The sequence below is a fragment of the Mesorhizobium sp. P2_E7 genome (genome assembly GCF_056403855.1).
Map to the genome: position 1 here is coordinate 226898 of NZ_JBFUER010000002.1, position 17511 is coordinate 244408.

The 17511-nt window shown below is 64.1% G+C and carries 15 protein-coding genes and 1 pseudogene; 7 read left to right on the plus strand and 9 right to left on the minus strand.

Annotated elements, in window-relative coordinates:
• Nucleotides 1-2: 2 nt before the first annotated feature.
• Nucleotides 3-1253 (minus strand): D-amino acid dehydrogenase, encoded by a 1251-nt coding sequence (locus tag AC1DYC_RS18165; RefSeq protein WP_477408695.1) that lies wholly within the window; start codon nt 1251-1253, stop codon nt 3-5.
• Nucleotides 1254-1355: 102 nt separating this feature from the next.
• A complete protein-coding gene (galE, locus tag AC1DYC_RS18170; RefSeq protein WP_477306821.1) occupies nt 1356-2351 on the minus strand; it encodes a UDP-glucose 4-epimerase GalE in 996 nt (331 codons plus the stop codon).
• A 277-nt stretch (nt 2352-2628) separates the two neighbouring features.
• Between galE and hemA the strand changes: the two genes are divergently transcribed.
• Nucleotides 2629-3906, plus strand: a complete 1278-nt coding sequence (hemA, locus tag AC1DYC_RS18175; RefSeq protein ID WP_477408697.1) for a 5-aminolevulinate synthase — start codon at nt 2629-2631, stop codon at nt 3904-3906.
• A 28-nt stretch (nt 3907-3934) separates the two neighbouring features.
• Here hemA and AC1DYC_RS18180 read toward each other — a convergent pair whose 3' ends face one another.
• Both AC1DYC_RS18180 and mscL read right to left on the minus strand, forming a co-directional pair.
• Complete coding sequence (locus AC1DYC_RS18180; RefSeq protein ID WP_477408699.1) at nt 3935-5101, minus strand: pyridoxal phosphate-dependent aminotransferase; 1167 nt, start codon at nt 5099-5101, stop codon at nt 3935-3937.
• A gap of 104 nt (nt 5102-5205) precedes the next feature.
• Nucleotides 5206-5628 carry a large conductance mechanosensitive channel protein MscL gene (gene mscL / locus AC1DYC_RS18185; RefSeq protein WP_477408701.1) on the minus strand — a complete coding sequence of 141 codons (423 nt, stop codon included), beginning with the start codon at nt 5626-5628 and terminating at the stop codon, nt 5206-5208.
• Between the two features lie 235 nt (nt 5629-5863).
• Here mscL and AC1DYC_RS18190 point away from each other — a divergent pair, with 235 nt between their 5' ends.
• Nucleotides 5864-9352 (plus strand): sensor histidine kinase, encoded by a 3489-nt coding sequence (locus AC1DYC_RS18190; RefSeq protein ID WP_477408703.1) that lies wholly within the window; start codon nt 5864-5866, stop codon nt 9350-9352.
• Nucleotides 9353-9367: 15 nt separating this feature from the next.
• On the opposite strand, the gene AC1DYC_RS18195 is transcribed toward AC1DYC_RS18190, so the two are convergent.
• Nucleotides 9368-10000, minus strand: a complete 633-nt coding sequence (locus tag AC1DYC_RS18195) for a TetR/AcrR family transcriptional regulator (RefSeq protein WP_477409003.1) — start codon at nt 9998-10000, stop codon at nt 9368-9370.
• A 94-nt stretch (nt 10001-10094) separates the two neighbouring features.
• On the opposite strand from AC1DYC_RS18195, the gene AC1DYC_RS18200 reads away from it, so the two are divergent.
• Nucleotides 10095-10745, plus strand: a complete 651-nt coding sequence (locus AC1DYC_RS18200) for an O-methyltransferase (RefSeq protein WP_477408705.1) — start codon at nt 10095-10097, stop codon at nt 10743-10745.
• 266 nt (nt 10746-11011) lie between these two features.
• Here the strand turns inward: AC1DYC_RS18200 and AC1DYC_RS18205 are convergent, their stop codons facing one another.
• Nucleotides 11012-11671, minus strand: coding sequence for a response regulator (locus tag AC1DYC_RS18205; protein ID WP_477408707.1), 660 nt, complete (start codon nt 11669-11671; stop codon nt 11012-11014).
• Nucleotides 11672-11790: 119 nt separating this feature from the next.
• Nucleotides 11791-12225 (minus strand): hypothetical protein, encoded by a 435-nt coding sequence (locus AC1DYC_RS18210; protein ID WP_477408709.1) that lies wholly within the window; start codon nt 12223-12225, stop codon nt 11791-11793.
• Nucleotides 12226-12331: 106 nt separating this feature from the next.
• Here AC1DYC_RS18210 and AC1DYC_RS18215 point away from each other — a divergent pair, with 106 nt between their 5' ends.
• Together AC1DYC_RS18215 and AC1DYC_RS18220 are read left to right on the plus strand one after the other, a co-directional pair.
• A complete protein-coding gene (locus tag AC1DYC_RS18215; protein ID WP_477408711.1) occupies nt 12332-12682 on the plus strand; it encodes a DUF952 domain-containing protein in 351 nt (116 codons plus the stop codon).
• A complete protein-coding gene (locus AC1DYC_RS18220; protein ID WP_477408713.1) occupies nt 12679-13755 on the plus strand; it encodes a quinone-dependent dihydroorotate dehydrogenase in 1077 nt (358 codons plus the stop codon). Before AC1DYC_RS18215 ends, AC1DYC_RS18220 begins: the two co-directional genes overlap by 4 nt.
• On the opposite strand, the gene AC1DYC_RS18225 is transcribed toward AC1DYC_RS18220, so the two are convergent.
• A complete protein-coding gene (locus tag AC1DYC_RS18225) occupies nt 13752-15089 on the minus strand; it encodes an MATE family efflux transporter (protein ID WP_477409005.1) in 1338 nt (445 codons plus the stop codon). The two genes, AC1DYC_RS18220 and AC1DYC_RS18225, sit on opposite strands and share 4 nt — an antisense overlap.
• 130 nt (nt 15090-15219) lie before the next feature.
• Here AC1DYC_RS18225 and AC1DYC_RS18230 point away from each other — a divergent pair.
• Nucleotides 15220-16118: pseudogene (locus AC1DYC_RS18230) on the plus strand (histone deacetylase family protein).
• Nucleotides 16119-16185: 67 nt separating this feature from the next.
• Here AC1DYC_RS18230 and AC1DYC_RS18235 read toward each other — a convergent pair.
• Nucleotides 16186-16449: a DUF6460 domain-containing protein gene (locus tag AC1DYC_RS18235; protein ID WP_477408715.1), complete on the minus strand. Its 264-nt coding sequence runs from the start codon at nt 16447-16449 to the stop codon at nt 16186-16188.
• A 404-nt stretch (nt 16450-16853) separates the two neighbouring features.
• On the opposite strand from AC1DYC_RS18235, the gene AC1DYC_RS18240 reads away from it, so the two are divergent.
• Nucleotides 16854-17447: an outer membrane protein gene (locus AC1DYC_RS18240; protein ID WP_477408717.1), complete on the plus strand. Its 594-nt coding sequence runs from the start codon at nt 16854-16856 to the stop codon at nt 17445-17447.
• The last annotated feature ends 64 nt before the right edge of the window (nt 17448-17511 follow it).

Here is a 17511-nt window from a genome sequence, read left to right on the forward strand (position 1 = left end):
GCTCAGCCCCTGTAGACCAGCCCTTGCGGGTCGATCTCCGGCTTGCGGCCGGCGACGAGATCGGCCAGGAATTTGCCGGAACCACAGGCCATGGTCCAGCCGACATGCCCGTGGCCGGTGTCGAGGTAGAGGTTGCGATATTTGGCCTGGCCGATGACCGGCACGGAGTTCGGCATCATCGGCCGCAGTCCCGCCCAGAGCACGGCCTTCTTCTCGTCGAAGGCGCCGGGAAACAGATCCTTGCCGGTCCTGAACATGGTGGCAAAGTCGCTGGGCTTGTGGGTGCGGTCGAAGCCGGTGAATTCCGCGGTCGAGGCCAGCCGCAAGCGGTTGCCAAGGCGCGAATAGGCCATCAGCTGGTCCTCATCGGCGCCGCCCATGGTCGGACCCTTGTTCTCGTCCTCGAGCGGAATGGTCGCGGTGTAGCCCTTCACCGGATAGACCGGCAGGTCGATGCCGTATCGGCGGCCGAGCAGGCCGCTCTCCGGCCCCATCGAAATGACCACCGCGTCGCCGGTGACCGGACCCGCCGAGGTCATCACCGCGCGCACCCGGTCGCCGTCGATGTCGAGCCCTTCGACCGTGGTGTCGAACAGGAATTTGACGCCGAGTTTTTCGCTGGCATAGGCGGCGAGACTGTCGACAAACAGCCTGGAATCGCCGGTCTGGTCGATCGGCGAATAGACCCCGCCGGCGATCTTTTCCTTGACCCCGGCGAGTCCCGGTTCCAGCTCGACCAGCCGGTCTCGGCCGACGATCTCGATCGGCAGGCCATGCTCTGCGAGATAGCGGTAATTGTCGGTGCCGGTGTCGAGGCTGTGCTGGGAACGAAAGAAATAGAGGATGCCCTTCTTGCGCTCGTCGTAATGGATGCCGGTGTCGGCGGAGATGGCGTTGATGCAGTCGCGCGAATAAAGCGCGAGGCGCAATTTGACCCGGCTGTTGGCGCGCAGGCGCGCCACCGTGCACTGGCGCAGGAAGCGCAAGCTCCAGGCGAGGAAATAGGGATCGAAGCGCAGCCTGACCTTGATGCCGAGATCGTGGTTCCAGAGCGCGCGCAGGAAAGTCTTCAGCGCCGCCGGCGAGGCCCAGGCGGTGGCGTCGCCCGGCGAGACCAGGCCGGCATTCGACTGGCTGGTGCCGCGTGCCGGGGCCGGATGGCGCTCGATGACCGTGACCTCGTGGCCGTCGGCGGCCAGATAATAGGCAGCCGCGGTCCCGACAACGCCGGCTCCAAGCACCGTTATCCTCATGCCACCCCCCAAAGCTCTTCGTGGCAGCGCCTCCACGCTCTGCGACGAACGCCTTCAATAGCGCTTCGCCGCGCGCCTTGCGAGCCCTTGGGAGTGCCCGGCTCAGCCCCGGGCGGAGTTCTTGCTGGTCAAGATCCGCTCCCAGGCGAGTGCATCGGCGACGATCTGGTCAAGATCGTCGCGTTGCGGGGTCCAGCCGAGTTCGGCGCGCGCAAGATCCGAGTTGGCGACGATGGCGGCTGCATCGCCGGGACGCCGGTCGCCCATCTTGACCTCGAAATCCCGGCCGAAGGCGCGGCGCACGCTTTCGATGACCTCGAGCACCGAATAGCCATGGCTGTAGCCGCAATTGGCGACGAGGCTGTCGCCGCCGGCGCGCAGCCGCTCCAGCGCCAGGCGATGCGCCGCGGCGAGATCGCTGACGTGGATGTAATCGCGCATGCAGGTGCCGTCCGGCGTCGGATAGTCTGTGCCGAACACCTGCATGAAAGGGCGCTTGCCGAGCGCGGTCTCGCAAGCGACCTTGATCAGATGCGTGGCGCCCGGGGTCGACTGGCCGGTGCGGCCCTTGGGATCGGCGCCGGCGACGTTGAAATAGCGCAATGCCGTGTAGCGCAAGGGATGCGCAAGCGACGCATCGCGCAGCATCCATTCGCTCATCAGCTTGGACAGGCCATAGGGCGATTCCGGGGCCAGGCGGGCATCTTCGCGCACCGGCTCAAGGCCTGCGCCGCCATAGACCGCTGCCGTGGAGGAGAAGATGAAATTGGGCACGCCCTCTCGTACTGCGGTTTCGATCAGCGTGCGGGTCTTGGAGGTGTTGTTCTCGTAATAGGCGAGCGGATCGGCAACCGATTCGGGAACCACGATGGAACCGGCGAAATGGATGATCGCGTCGACATGATTGTCCCGGATGATCTGGCCGACCAGTTCCCGGTCGGCGACATCGCCGACAACCAGCTTGGCTTCCGGCGCCACAGCCCATTCGAAGCCGGTGGAAAGCCGGTCGAGCACGACGACACTCTCGCCGGCATCCAGCAGTTCCCAGACCATGTGGCTGCCGATATAGCCGGCGCCGCCTGTCACCAAAACTGTCATTCCGTATCCTCGCTATTCAAGATTTATCGGAAACTGTCTCAAATGCCGCCTTACTGGAAAGACCGCCGCAGGGCTATACAAGACCGGTATGTTAAGTCCGTAACAGTCCCAGCGGTCCAAGGCATCGTAGTGAAACAAAGTTGATGCACATCAAGGGAATAGGGCACGATCTAGGATCGTTAGGAACAGTGGCGGGGCGTGGCATTTTGACCAAACAGGCCCGGTGGACGACGAATGGGCCAATGATTATGATCCGGCGCAAAACTGGGAAGGCGACATGAACTATCAGCGGTTCTTCGAGGAAGCGATCGACCAGCTCCATGCCGAGCGGCGCTACCGTGTCTTCGCCGATCTCGAGCGGATCGTGGGTAAATTTCCCCGCGCGATCTGGCGTTCCAATGGCCGCGCCGAGGAAATCACCGTCTGGTGTTCCAACGACTATCTCGGCATGGGCCAGAACCCCGATGTCATCGCCGCGTTTCAGAACGCGGCCGGCAAGATGGGCTCGGGCGCCGGAGGCACCCGCAACATTTCCGGCACCAGCAACCCGCTGGTCGAGCTCGAAGTGGAACTGGCCGACCTGCACGACAAGGAAGCTGCCCTGGTCTTCACCTCCGGCTTCGTCTCCAACGAAGCCTCGATCTCGACCATTGCGCGGCTTTTGCCCAACTGCCTGATCATCTCGGACGAGTTGAACCACGCTTCGATGATCGAGGGCGTGCGCCGCTCGGGCGCCGAAAAGAAGATTTTCCGCCACAATGACGTCGCGCATCTCGAAAGCCTGTTGCAGGCGGCGGGTCGCGAGCGCGCCAAACTGATCGTCTTCGAGAGCGTCTATTCGATGGACGGAGACATTGCGCCGATCAAACAGATCGTCGAACTGGCAGAACGCTACAATGCCATGACCTATGTCGACGAGGTCCACGCCGTCGGCATGTACGGACCGCGCGGCGGCGGCATCACCGAGCGCGAAGGGCTGGCCGACCGCATCGATATCATCGAAGGCACGCTCGCCAAGGCGTTCGGCACGCTGGGCGGTTATATCGCCGGCAACAGCGCTATCATCGATGCGGTGCGCTCCTACGCGCCGGGCTTCATCTTCACCACGGCGCTGCCGCCGGCGATCGCCGCCGCCGCCACCACCTCGATCCGCCACCTGAAGCGCTCACAGGCCGAACGCGATGCGCAGCAGCGCCAAGCGTCGCGGACCAAGGAAGTCCTCAGCGCCGCCGGCCTGCCGGTGATGGAGTCGCCCACCCACATCGTGCCAGTGCTGGTCGGTGACCCCGAACTCTGCAAGATGGCCAGCGACCGCCTGCTCGGCGTGCACGGCATCTACATCCAGCCGATCAACTACCCGACCGTGCCGCGCGGCACCGAGCGGCTGCGCATCACGCCCACGCCGTTCCATACCGATGCACTGATTGCGGGACTGCAGGACGCGCTGGTCGAGACATGGGATGCGCTCGGCATTCCCTACGGCTCTGCCGGGCGGCCCACAGTGGCCAAGAGCGACCGGATCGTTCCGCTCCTCGTCCCCAAGTCCGGCGGCTGATGGCGGACGGCCAAGGGCCGCCGCCTGATCAAACCGTCTTCATCCACTTCGCCAGCCGGTGTGCCGCTTCCTCGAGTTGATCGAGGCGGCGGTGGAAACACAGCCGCAAAAACGCTTCACCGCCGGGGCCGAAGGCGGTGCCGGGGGCCAGGCCGACATTGGCCTTGTCGACGATGTCGAAGGCGGCCCGGCGCGGATCGGTGAGGCCGTCGACCGTGAAGAACAGATAGAACGCACCTTGCGGCACGGTGAAGCGCGCCTTGCCGGTGGCGCCGATTATGTCGCAGACCAGGTCGCGCGCCGCGTGCGCGCGCTCCACCTGCTCGACGATAAAGCCATCGCCGTGGTCGAGGGCGGCGACCGCGCCGCGCTGCATGAACTGGGCGACACCCGAGGTCGAATACTGGATCAGGTTCTCGAACACCTGCTGCAGGTCGGGATGGGTCTTGATCCAGCCGATGCGCCAGCCGGTCATCGCCCAATTCTTGGAAAAGGAGTTGACGAACAGGATGCGGTCTTCCGCGGTCGAAATGTCGAGGAAGGACGGCGCGCGGCCATGGCCGTAGTGGAACAGCGCATAGATCTCGTCGGCGATGATCCACAGCCCCTTTTCGCGGGCAAGGTTCAGGATCGCCTGCAGCGTTTCCCTGTCGGCGGTCCAGCCGGTCGGATTGGAGGGCGTGTTGACGAACAGCGCCTTGGTACGCGGCGTCACCGCGGCAGCGATTTTGTCGACATCGCAGGACCAGCCATTGCCGGACTGGTCGAGCGTGACCGCAACGGGAGTGGCGCCGGAGACACCGGCGGCGGCAGCGAAATTCGGCCAGGCAGGCGACAGATAGACGACCTCGTCGCCACCGCCCGCGACTGCTGCCAACGCCAGCTGGATGGCGTGCATGCCGGAACCGGTGGCGATGAATTCCTCTTCGGCGAAGGTCTTGCCGAAATGCCTGGCATAGTAGCGGGAAAGCGCTTGCCTGAGCTCCGGAATGCCCTTCTGCCAGGTGTAGAAGGTCTCGCCATTGGCGAGCCCCTTGGCGGCGGCTTCGGAGATGAAGGCAGGCGTCGGCAAATCGCCTTCACCGGCCCAGAGCGGGATCATGCCCTCGCGCGTACGGCCGTAATTGACGACGGCGACAATGCCGCTTTCGGGTGCAGCCACGGCCTCGGCGCGCAAGCTATCGATCAGGGTCATGGACTGGTCCGTTCTAAAGTCGAGCGACCGCTCTTAGCAGATGCCAGAACAGAAAACCCCGGCCGCGAACGACCGGGGTTTTGGTCCAAGGACCTGCCTCGGCGCTATTTCCTGGCGAGGAGGTCGCGAATCTCGGTGAGCAGGGCGACGTCAGCCGGTGGCGGAGCGGCCGGGGCAGCGGGCTTCTCGCGCTCAAGCCGCTTGCGCAGATTGTTCACGGCCTTGACCATCAGGAAGATGATGAAAGCGAGGATGAGGAAGTTCAGCGTCGCGGTGATGAAGCTGCCATAGGCCAGGACCGCGCCCTGGCCCTTGGCCGCATCCAGCGTCGGCGCGTTGACGGTCGAGGAAAGCCCCAGGAAATAGTTGTTGAAATCCAGTCCGCCAAAGATCGCGCCGACGATCGGCATGATGACGTCGTCGACCAGCGAAGTGACAATCTTGCCGAAGGCAGCGCCGATGATGACGCCGACTGCCAAGTCCATCACATTGCCCTTGGAAATGAATTCCTGGAATTCTTTCAGCATTCGACCCTCCTTGTCATGGCAGGCCGCGCTGCCGCCGTCCTACGGCGCCGGCCCCGACCCACAATAACAAAAACCCCCGGTTGCAAAACCGGAAAAGGAGCCCAAGCACCGCTTTGTGTTTACGCAACGTCATCAAGGACATATCAGCCGAAAGCCGCGATGGACTCGGGCTTCAAGCTGTGATTGCGTCGTGACGGCCAAAGGATAAAAGCGGCCACGGAGGGATTTTCGGACCGTGCAGGGCTGGTTCATCGTCATCATTGCCGTCGCCTATGTGACGCTGCTGTTCGTCATCGCCAGTCTTGGCGACCGGCGTTCAACGGCTTCCGGGCCTGGCCGTGCCCGGCCCTTCATCTACGCGCTCAGCCTCGCCATCTACTGCACCTCCTGGACCTTCTTCGGCTCGGTCGGCCTGTCCTCCGAGCGCGGCCTCGAATTTTTGGGCATCTATACCGGCCCGATATTGGTGTTCGTGTTCGGCTTTCCCTTGCTCAACCGCATCGTGCGGCTGGCCAAGAGCGAGAAGATCACCTCGATCGCCGACTTCCTCGGCGCCCGCTATGGCAAGAGCTTTGCCGTCTCGGCGATCGCCACGCTGATCGCCACCATCGGCGCGGTGCCGTATATCGCCCTGCAGCTGAAAGCGATCTCCGGCTCGGTCGGCCTGATGGTCGAGCACTATACGGGATCGCCGCCATCCTTCGATCCGTTCGTCAGCGACATCTCGCTGGTCGTGGCCATGCTTCTGGCACTGTTTGCGGTACTGTTCGGCACTCGCCACGCCGACGCCACCGAGCATCAGGACGGGCTGGTGCTGGCGGTGGCGGTCGAAACCGTGGTCAAGCTCGCCGCCTTCCTGGCGATCGGCCTGATGGTCACCTTCCTGATCTTCGGCGGGCCGGGCGACATGATCGACAAGCTGGCCGAAAACGGCCAGGTGCGGCAAGCCATGGGCTACAACACCTCGCTCGCCACCTGGCTGGTGCTGACCTGCCTGAGCGGCTTTGCCATCATCATGCTGCCGCGCCAGTTCTACGTCACCATCGTGGAGAACCGCGGCGAGGCCGAACTGCGCACCGCGACCTGGGTGTTTCCGCTCTATCTGGTGGCGATCAACCTGTTCGTGCTGCCGATTGCCTTCGCCGGCCTGGCGCTGGTCGGCTCAAGGACCAGCAGCGACCTCTACGTGCTGTCGCTGCCACTGTTCAGCGGCCATGACGTGCTGGCCATGGCGGCCTTCATCGGCGGCCTGTCGGCGGCGACCGCCATGGTGATCGTCGAAAGCGTGGCGCTGTCGATCATGATCTCCAACGATCTCGTCATCCCGCTGTTCGTGCGCCGCCTGCTCAAGACCACAACCTCGGAGAATGAGGACTGGTCGACGCTGATCCTCAATGTCAGGCGCGGCGCGATCTTCATCCTTTTGTTCATCGCCTTCCTCTACTACCGCGAGAGCACCAATTCGGCGCGGCTGTCGTCGATCGGCCTGATGTCGTTTGCGGCCATCGCCCAGTTCGCGCCGGCGCTGATCGGCGGGCTGATCTGGCGCGGCGCCAATGGCCGCGGTGCAGCACTCGGCATGGTCGCCGGCATCCTCGTCTGGGGTTACACACTGCTTTTGCCTTCGCTCTCGGCACCCGACGCCGACATCGTCGTGCAAGGCCTGTTCGGCTTCGAGGCGCTACGGCCGCAGGCTTTGTTCGGCACCGTCGCCGAGCCGCTGAACCACGGCGTGCTGTGGAGCCTGTCCGTCAACACGCTGTTCTTCGTGCTTGGCTCGCTGTCGCGCGCATCGGTGCCGCTGGAACGGATCCAGGCGTCGATCTTCGTGCCGCGCGAGGCCAGCCCGATGCCGAGCCTGCGCCGCTTCCGCACCGCCATCACCGTCAACGTGCTGAAGGACACCATATCGCGCTATCTCGGTGTCGAGCGCACCGAGCGCTCCTTCCAGTCCTTCGAAAAGACCAATGGCGTCTCGCTCTACGGCAATGAGCAGGCGAGCATGGACGTCATCCGCTTTTCCGAGCAGCTGCTGGCGAGCGCGGTCGGCTCCTCGTCGGCGCGGCTGATCCTGTCGCTTTTGTTTCGCCGCAACGACCGCGAGTCCAAGGACGCCTTCCGCCTGCTCGACGACGCCACCGAGGCGTTGCAGCACAATCGCGACCTGCTGCAGATCGCGCTCGACCAGATGGAGCAGGGCATCACCGTCTTCGACCGCGATTTCCGACTGATCTGCTGGAACCGCCAATACCGGGCGCTGTTCGACCTGCCCGACGAGATGGGTCAGGTCGGCGTCTCGCTCGACCGTATCTTGCGCCACCTGGCCGAGCGCGGCGATATTCCGGCCGACCAGCGCGTAGCGATGCTCAACCGTCTGACCAGTTTCGTCAGCCCATGGCAGATGGAATTGAAGACCAGCGGCCGCATCCTGGAATTGCGCTCCAACCCGATGCCGGACGGTGGCATCGTCGCCACCTATGCCGACATTTCGGGACGGGTCGAACAGGATCTGGCGCTGAAGCGGGCCAATGAATCGCTGGAGCAGCGGGTCAAGACGCGCACCATCGAACTGACGCGCGTCAATGAGGAACTGGCGCAGGCGCAGATGCTGGCCGAGGAGGCCAACCTCGGCAAGACGCGCTTTCTCGCCGCTGCAGGCCACGACATCCTGCAGCCGCTGAACGCGGCCCGTCTCTACTGTTCGTCGCTGATCGAGAAGGCCGGCAAAGGTCCGGCGGGCAAGGCCGCTGTCAACATCGAATCCTCGCTGGAATCGGTCGAGACCATTTTGGGCGCCGTGCTCGACATTTCCCGCCTCGACGCCGGCGCGATGAAGCCTGACGTTTCCGCCTTCCGCCTGGACGGGCTGCTGCGCCAGATTGGCAACGACTTCCAGCCGCTCGCCGCCGAAAAGAAACTCGATCTGACGATCATGGCCTCATCGCTCAGCGTCATGACGGACCGCAACCTCTTACGCCGGCTGATCCAGAACCTGGTCTCCAACGCCATCAAATACACGCGCCATGGCCGCATACTCGTCGGCGTGCGGCGGCGTGGCGAGTTCGCCGAAATCCAGGTGATCGACACCGGCATCGGCATTGCCGGCGACAAGCTGAACACGGTCTTCAACGAGTTCACCCGGCTCGACGAAGGCGTGCGCGAGGCCGAAGGCCTCGGCCTCGGCCTCTCCATCGTCGACCGCATCGCCCGCGTTCTCCGCCTCGAAATCCGGATCTTTTCCAACCCCGGCAAAGGCACCCGCTTTTCCGTTATCCTGCCGGTTGCAGCGGTTGAGGCGCCGCGGCGCGAGGTCGAGCCCAAAGTGCCTCCGCGCACCGCAAACTCGCTGGCCGGATTGCGCGTCATGTGCATCGACAACGACGCCCGCATCCTCGACGGCATGCGGCTTTTGCTCGAAGGCTGGGGCTGCAGCGTCGGCACGTTTTCCGGTTCGGAGGATTTTACCAGGGCCGACATCCATCGCCCCGACATCGTGCTTGCCGACTATCATCTGAACGGCAGGACCGGCCTTGATGTGATCGCCAGACTGCGGGACATCCATGGCCGGGACCTGCCGGCCGTGCTGGTCACCGCCGACCGCTCCACGGAGGTCCGTGCCACTGCCGCCGCCCTCGACGTGCCGGTGATCAACAAGCCGCTGAAGCCGGCGGTGCTGCGCTCGATGATGGCCAGGGTCAGGCCGTTGGCGTCGGCGGCGGAATAGCCGCGCCGGCCCGTCTCAGCGATGGCCTAGGCTTATAAGGTAGGCGCAGAACATATCGGCCATGGCCTCGGCATAGGCCTCGATCTCCGCATCGGTGCGGGGGCTTCCTGAAAAATCCTTTCCAACCGCGCTCAGCGTCGCGCCGATCAGACCCCCGGCCAGCGTACGAACGGTTTCCGGAGTTTCGGGCAAGGCTTCACGCAGGAAGTTCTGAATGGTGCGCTCGCCAGCGTCCCTTGCCTCATGCGCCTCGGGTGCGTCGCGATAAAGCGGAGCGGCGTCGCTGAGCGCCCCGCGCACGGCAGCCTCCTCGCACTCCGACCGGATGAAGGCGTGGACCAGCCTGCGCAGCCGTTCGAGCGGCGGACGCTCGCCGTCCTCGAGTATGGTGCGCAGCAGGCCGCCCGTCTGCTGCCATTCGTCGCTTTGCAGCCGAAACAGCAGGGCCGCCTTGTTGGGGAAATACTGGTAGAGCGAGCCGACGCTGACGCCGGCCTTTTCGGCGACGCGCGTGGTGGTGAAACGCTGCGCGCCTTCGCTCGCCAAAACCTGAACAGCAGCTTCCAAAATCGCCGAGATGAGCTCGACCGCACGCGCCTGCTTGGGCTGTTTTCGCGAGGAAATAGAAGGAGTTGGACGCTCAGTCATGGTGCTGCCCGGCAATGCGAATTGGAAACCTGAAGGATTATTCGTATTTTCAGCACGACACAAGAACGCAGTGAATTTTCGCCTGGAGACTTCGATGACCACCCTCACCTCGCTTACCCCCTTGCTCGCCCGTCTGTTCAAGGAGGCGGAAGCAGCGACGAGCCCAGCAGCGGCCAGCTTCTCGGCTGATGAGCGGGAACGCCTGCTGCGCAGCAAGACCGAATATGTCGACTTCTATGGACGGCTGAAGGACCTCTGGCTCACGGTTTCGCCGGAGACAGGCACGCTGCTCTACATGCTGGCGCGCAGCAGCGGCGCCCGCGTCATCATCGAATTCGGCACCTCTTTCGGCATCTCGACGCTCTATCTCGCGGCAGCGCTGAGGGACAATGGCGGCGGCCGTCTCATCACCACCGAGTTCGAGCCGTCCAAGGTGATGCGGGCCAAGGCCAATCTGACCGAGGGCGGCCTCATCGATCTGGTGGAAGTCCGCGAGGGCGATGCGCTGCTGACGCTGAGCGCCGACCTTCCCGAGATGATCGATCTCCTGCTGCTCGACGGTGCCAAGGCGATCTACCCGGAGATACTGAGCCTGGTCGAAAGCCGGCTCAGGCCTGGCGCGCTGGTGATCGCCGACAACGCCGATTTCAGCCCGGACTATCTGGCGCATGTGCGTTCCCCGGCATCGGGCTACATGTCGACGCCCTTCGGCGACGACGTCGAACTGTCGGTGCGGTTGAGCTAAGGCCGTAGGCGTTTACGTCAACAACGCGCAATCCCTTGGACCTCGAGCAGCCCAGGGCAATCGTATAGGACAGCGCTGGCCCCCTCTCCGTCCGCTGCGCGGCCACCTCTCCCCCACTTTGTGGGGGCGAGGAACCCAAGCTTGGAGAGGCGGCGACCTATGCAATTAGCGTTTCCTCGCCCCCGCGGCAGCGGGGGAGAGGTGGCTCGGCGAAGCCGAGACGGAGAGGGGCGGCGCCCTATGCGAAACTGCTCGCCGGAGCCGACTCAGCTCACCGGCTGCAGCGGGTCGCTGCCGATCTTGGACAGCTGGATCACCGCCTGGGTGCGGCTGTCGACGCCGAGTTTTTGCAAGATCGCCGAGACATGCGCCTTGACCGTCGCTTCGGAGACGCTGAGCTCATAGGCGATCTGCTTGTTGAGCAGGCCTTCGGCCAGCATGCCGAGCACACGCGTCTGCTGCGGCGTCAGCGCCTGCAGCCGCTTGATCAGGTCCGATATTTCGGGGTCGCGCTCGACGCCGAGATCGATGCCGACGGGTGCGGCGATGTCGCCGGCCAGCACCGTCTGCACGGCCGTGCGGATCTCCTCCATGCTGGCCGATTTGGAGATGAAGCCCGACGCGCCGAGATCGAGCGCACGCCTGATCGTAACCGGGTCATCATGCGCCGACACCACCACCAGCGGCACCGCCGGGTGGATGCCGCGCAACGAGATCAGGCCGGACAGGCCGCTGGCGCCCGGCATCGAAAGGTCGAGCAGCACGAGGTCGACATCCTCATGGGCCACGACCAGCGCCTTGGCGCTTTCGAAATCGCCGGCCTCGTGGATGGCGGCGACATCGCCGACGCCGGCAAGCGCCTCTTTCAGCGCGCCGCGGAAAAGCGGATGGTCGTCGGCGATGACGAAGGTGTAGCCCGACGGCAAATATTCCTCCCCAAATCCCGTTGTTGATTATCGGCTTCTACGGGACCGGACGATTATGCGGCGAAGCGTTCTGTTTTCAAGCGGCAATGCCGGACGGGGCATTTCCCCGCCGGGGCAGTTCAGGTCTTTTGCGAATTGAGCTTGGTGCCGTCGCCACTATCCTTGTCCATCTCCTTGACGATGCCCATGAAGCCACGCAGCATGCGCTCCATGTAGGTCATCGTCTTGTCGAAATCCTCCTCGCTCGGCAATTTCGATTCGAGCCGGGCGGACAGCGAGTTCTCCAACTTGGTGACGCGCTCGTCCATGGCCTTCATCGAGGCCTGCAAACGGTCGACCTCATCCTGGAAGGCGGCGCGCTCGTCGGCCGCCATTTTACAGACGAGCTGGCCGGAGCGTTCCTCGCAGATCGACATAGCGCCGGTCTGAGTGTCCATGCGGACGTAACCGTTGGCCGATTTTTCCAGCCGGTAGCGATCGGTCTCCTCGGACCAGGCCGATGCCGCGACCAGCGAGACCACTGCGGCGGGGATCAATATGTGCTGCAGACGCATGTTCCATCCTCCACGAGCCAGTGTACGAGAACCTATCACAGCTTTGCGCCGTAAATGCGGAAGAGTTGCCCTTCCCCGCACGAGCCATCCAGATTATAGCGCAACAATGTCTCAGATTATCTACAAGATCGCGCCCGAAGCGCTTTGGCGCGAGGCCGAGAAAAACGGCCGCTTCACCGGCGCTGCGATCGACATCGCCGACGGCTTCATCCATTTCTCCACTGCCAGCCAGGCCAAGGAAACGGCGGCAAAGCATTTCGCCGGCCAGACGGATCTGGTGCTGGTCGCTATCGACGGGGCGCGGCTTGGTGATGCGCTGAAATACGAGGTCTCGCGTGGCGGCGCGCTGTTTCCGCATCTCTACGGCGCGCTCGACATGAGCGCCGTGCTGTGGGTGAAACCATTGCCGCTCGGCCCCGACGGGGCACACCAGTTCCCGCAAATGGAGGCCGAATGAGCGTGCTCGACCGCATCGGCCAGAAACTGCTGTTCAGCTTCGATCCGGAAACGGCGCATGGCATGTCGATCGCCGCGCTGCGCTGCGGCCTGCCGGTCGGCGCGCGGACGGTGCGCGACGAGAGGCTGAAGGTCAACCTGTGCGGCCTCGCCTTTCCCAATCCGCTCGGCATGGCCGCCGGCTATGACAAGAACGCCGAAGTGCCCGACGCATTGCTTGGCCTTGGCTTCGGCTTTGCCGAAATTGGCACGGTGACGCCGCTGCCGCAGGCCGGAAATCCGAAGCCGCGCATCTTCCGGTTGACCGCGGATGACGCGGTGATCAACCGCCTGGGCTTCAACAATGAGGGCCACGAGGCGGCGGAAAAACGCCTTGCCGCGCGCCAGGGACGCGGCGGCATTGTCGGCGTCAACATCGGCGCCAACAAGGACAGCGCCGATCGTGTCAGTGACTATGAATTGGGCGTCTCCCGCTTTGCGAAATACGCCAGCTATCTCACCGTCAACGTCTCGTCGCCCAACACGCCGGGCCTGCGCAACATGCAGGCGCGCGAACAACTCGGCGAGCTGTTGTCTCGGGTCATGTCGGCGCGTGCAGCAGCCTCGGCGCAGCCGCCAATCTTCCTCAAGATCGCGCCGGATCTGGTCGAAGCCGAACTGGAGGACATCGCCGCCGAAGTGAGCGAAAAGCAGATCGACGGCGTCATCGTCTCCAACACGACGCTGGCGCGAACAGGATTGCGCAGCACGACCGTAGCGGGCGAAACCGGTGGTCTCTCGGGCAAACCGCTGTTCGAGCGTTCGACCATCGTGCTGGCCAAGATGCGCAAGCTGCTCGGGCCGGAGCACGCCATCATCGGCGTCGGCGGCGTCGATTCCGCTGAGACCGCGCTGGAGAAAATCCGCGCCGGAGCCGACCTCGTCCAGCTGTATACCGGCATGATCTATGCCGGCCCCGCCCTGCCCGGCCGCATCCTTGCCGGAATGGTGCGCTTCGCAGACAAGGAAAGGCTGAAGTCGTTGCGCGAACTGCGCGACGCCAAGCTCGATCAGTGGGCTGCCAGGCCGCTCTAAAATGCCGTGCGCATTCTCACCCGCAAAATCGCCAGCAGGCTGAAGCCGCGCACCAGCAGGAAGACGTGCAGCGCCGCCCACAGGCCGTGATTGCCCAGCGACGGCGCCAAGGTAAACAATGCGGCGCTGAAGGCCAGGAAAGACAAGAGCATCATGTTGCGCATGTCGCGCGACCAGGTCGCACCTATGAAGACGCCGTCCATCTGGAAGGCCAGCACACCGCTGAGCGGCGTCAGCGCCGCCCATGGCAGATAGACATCCGCGACGTCGCGAACGTCCTGCGACGTGGTGATCAGGGCGACCAGGCCGGCGCCACCGAGCCAGAAGATCAGCGTCGCGGTTCCCGCCAGGCCGAAACCCCAGAACAGGGTCAGGCGCACCGCCCGGTGGAACGAGGTTTCGGCGCGCGCGCCAATGGCGCGTCCCGCCAGTTGTTCCGCCGCGGTGGCAAAACCGTCGAGGAAATAGCCGGCGACAAGGAAGAAGTTCATCAGCACGGCATTGGCGGCCAGCATCAGCGTGCCGAACTGCGCGCCCTGGCGGGTGAACAGCGCGAAGGCGGCAAGCAGCGAGAACGAGCGGATCATGATGTCGCGGTTGAGCGACAGCATGCGCAGGAAGGCGGCCATGTCGAGCAAGCGATGCCGCGGCAGGCTGGGTGCGGCCCGGAACCGCCAGACGATGATGGCGAGGCCCAGCAACATGGCCAGCAATTCGCCAGTGACGGTCGCCCAGGCGACGCCGGCGACGCCCCAGCCGAGCTTCAGGCCGAGCAGGATGCAGAGCACGATGTTGATGCCGTTGAGCACCGCCTGCAGCATCAGCCCAAGCCCGCCCTCGCCGCGCCCCAGCACATAGCCGAGGATGGCGTAGTTGATCAGCGCGAAGGGCGCGGCGAGCATCCTGATCCTGATATAGACGCCCATCGCCTCGCTGACGCGCGGTTCGCCGCCGATGAATTTCTGGCCGGCGACGGCGATCAGCGGGGCAAGGGCGACAAGCGCGATGCCGGCGGCGACCGCGATCAGCACGGCGCGCCAGAACACCGCCTGCTCTTCCAGTTCGTCGCCGGCTCCGAAAGCCTGGGCGACGAGGCCGGTGGTGCCGGAGCGCAGGAAATTGAAGGTGTTGAAGACGACGTCGAAGACCAGTGCACCGGCCGCCAGGCCGCCGAGCAGGGCGGCGTCGCCAAACTGCCCGACCACTGCCGTGTCGACGATGCCGAGCAGGGGCGTCGTCAGATAGGCGAGCGTCATCGGCACGGCGATAGCAAGCACCGAACGGTTGGTGACGGCGAAGGGCTTCGCGCCGGCTGGTGTTGCACCCGTGTCCAGTGGATTGCTGCCTTGCTGATTGCGGCTTGATCGAATAGCCGATGTGCCCCATTTTCCAGCCACCGCGCAATCACCTTTGCCGTGACGGCCAACCGAAATCCCGGTCTGGCGAGTTCGTCGGATCCAGTGCATGCCCCTGCAGATCGTCCACCACCCCGATTACGACGCTGGCTTCGCCGTCAATCATCGCTTTCCGATGAGCAAATATCCGCTGCTGATGCAGGCCTTGCACATCAGGGGTCTGATCCAGGCCGAGGCGCTGTCGATGCCCGAGCCGGCGCCGGCCTCCTGGCTGAAGCTTGCCCATGCGGCTGATTATGTCGATCAGGTCATCGCTTGTGCGGTGCCTGAAAAGATCGAGCGCGAGATCGGCTTTCCGGTGGGGCCACGTGTTTCGCTGAGGGCACAACTCGCCGCCGGCGGCACGGTTCTGGCGGCACGGCTGGCGCTTGTCGACGGCATTGCCTGCAACACCGCCGGCGGCAGCCATCATGCGCGGCGCGCGCAAGGCGCGGGGTTCTGCACCTTCAACGACGTCGCCGTCGCTTCGCTGGTGCTGCTCGCCGAAGGTGCCGCCCAAAACATCCTGGTCGTCGATCTCGACGTGCACCAGGGTGACGGCACAGCTGACATTCTGAAAGACCACGCGCCTTCACATTCTCCATGCATGGCGAGCGCAATTATCCCGTGCGCAAGATCGCCTCCGATCTCGACATCGCGCTGCCGGACGGCACCGGCGATGCTGCCTATCTCGAGCGGCTGGGCGGCATCCTGCCGGAGCTCTCGGCCAAGGCGCGCTGGGACATCGTCTTCTACAATGCCGGCGTCGACATCCATGATGAGGACCGGCTCGGCCGGCTGTCGCTCAGCGATGCCGGCTTGCGCGCCCGCGACGCGATGGTGATCGGCCATTTCCGCGCGCTGGGCGTTCCGGTCTGCGGCGTCATCGGCGGCGGCTATTCGACGGACGTGGCATCCCTGGCAGCACGCCACGCCATCCTGTTCGAGGTGGCCGCAGGCTTCGCGTGAGAAATCTTTAGTTTGAGCATGATCTTTTCCGAAAACCGGTCTCCACTTTTCGGGATCATGCTCCGCCTCACTTCCGAAAGTTGGCGACCCTGAGCAGGATGAAGACCGGCACGACGATCGCCGCGCCGAGCACGACATAGCCGAAGAAGCGATAGACGGCGTTGAAGCCGAGATTCCACAGATCGATGAAGAAGGCCTGGATGCGGTAGAAGACGTCCATAGGCGTCCAGCCAAACGCGTTCATCACCAGGCCGACGAGGAACGACACGACCAGCAGCTTGACGATCACCCGGACGGGCGAGTCACCGAGAAAGCGCGTCACTGCGGACAAGAGCCTGCCTCCAAATTCGTGTGCCCCGGATTCGGGTTGCAGGCCACGAATACGCACTTGCTGCGCCCGTATCAAGGCAGCCGGACCGGCGCAATCGTAAAAGATTGGTAAACATGTCAGCTATAAATTACTGAAAATAAATAGAAAAATCTTCACCACTGCGATCCGCGCAATGTGCGCGCAATTTTCGCCTGCCAGATAGGCAGCGTCTTTTAGAGCGAAACGCCGTGCCGACATTTTCAACCGCAAGGCAGCGCCTTGCCGGCACGGATTTCTGTTGCCCGCGAGAGACATCTAGCCGGAGCGCGGCCATCCCAAGGGCCGGCTCCACGGTCAATCCGCGCAGCGGTGTCTCGTTGCGCATGCGTTGGAGTGTTGCAGTGTTTACTCGAACCAGAATTCTCATGGCGGCGGCGAGCGTTGCCATCTGCGTTGGCGCACCGGCGATGGCCGCCGATCTCACGCCTGCCTATGCCGATCCGCCGGCCTTCCAGTGGAGCGGCGCCTATGTCGGCGTCCATGGCGGGACGGCCTTCACCAAAATGCCGAACCCGTTTGCCGGCCGCAATGGCTGGAGCGGCGGCGTCCAGGCCGGCTACAACATCCAGACTGGACCGGCCGTGTTCGGCGCCGAGCTCGAAGGCTCCTATCTCGGCGGCGCCGAGCACGGGGTGGAAGGCGGCAAGATCAAGGAGAAATGGCGCGCCGCCGCCAAGGCCAAGGCCGGCCTCGCTTTCGACCAGACGCTGGTTTTCGGCACCGCCGGCGTCGCCATGACGACATTCGAAAAGGGCGGCGGCGTGCGCGACACCGACAGCCGCAAGCTCGGCTATCTCGTCGGCGGCGGCGTCGAGCAGGCTTTCGCCGGCGGCCTTTCCGCCAAGATCGAATACAACTACATCCGCACGCCCAATGTGGAGACGAGATCGGCCTTCGGCACAGCGAAGACCGGTATAGGCAGCCAGGAGCTGAAGGCCGGTCTCAACTACCGGTTCTGATGCATGTCGCCCGGACGTGCGCCACGGTTCCGGGATAACGACACGCGTCAGGAAAAAGACCTGG

What these genes read in the sequence shown, in the direction of transcription:
- AC1DYC_RS18165 (WP_477408695.1), bottom strand. Translation starts at nt 1,253, where the DNA reads ATGAGGATAACGGTGCTTGGAGCCGGCGTTGTCGGGACCGCGGCTGCC.
- galE (WP_477306821.1), bottom strand. Translation starts at nt 2,351, where the DNA reads ATGACAGTTTTGGTGACAGGCGGCGCCGGCTATATCGGCAGCCACATG.
- hemA (WP_477408697.1), top strand. Translation starts at nt 2,629, where the DNA reads ATGAACTATCAGCGGTTCTTCGAGGAAGCGATCGACCAGCTCCATGCC.
- AC1DYC_RS18180 (WP_477408699.1), bottom strand. Translation starts at nt 5,101, where the DNA reads ATGACCCTGATCGATAGCTTGCGCGCCGAGGCCGTGGCTGCACCCGAA.
- mscL (WP_477408701.1), bottom strand. Translation starts at nt 5,628, where the DNA reads ATGCTGAAAGAATTCCAGGAATTCATTTCCAAGGGCAATGTGATGGAC.
- AC1DYC_RS18195 (WP_477409003.1), bottom strand. Translation starts at nt 10,000, where the DNA reads ATGACTGAGCGTCCAACTCCTTCTATTTCCTCGCGAAAACAGCCCAAG.
- AC1DYC_RS18200 (WP_477408705.1), top strand. Translation starts at nt 10,095, where the DNA reads ATGACCACCCTCACCTCGCTTACCCCCTTGCTCGCCCGTCTGTTCAAG.
- AC1DYC_RS18210 (WP_477408709.1), bottom strand. Translation starts at nt 12,225, where the DNA reads ATGCGTCTGCAGCACATATTGATCCCCGCCGCAGTGGTCTCGCTGGTC.
- AC1DYC_RS18215 (WP_477408711.1), top strand. Translation starts at nt 12,332, where the DNA reads ATGTCTCAGATTATCTACAAGATCGCGCCCGAAGCGCTTTGGCGCGAG.
- AC1DYC_RS18220 (WP_477408713.1), top strand. Translation starts at nt 12,679, where the DNA reads ATGAGCGTGCTCGACCGCATCGGCCAGAAACTGCTGTTCAGCTTCGAT.
- AC1DYC_RS18240 (WP_477408717.1), top strand. Translation starts at nt 16,854, where the DNA reads ATGGCGGCGGCGAGCGTTGCCATCTGCGTTGGCGCACCGGCGATGGCC.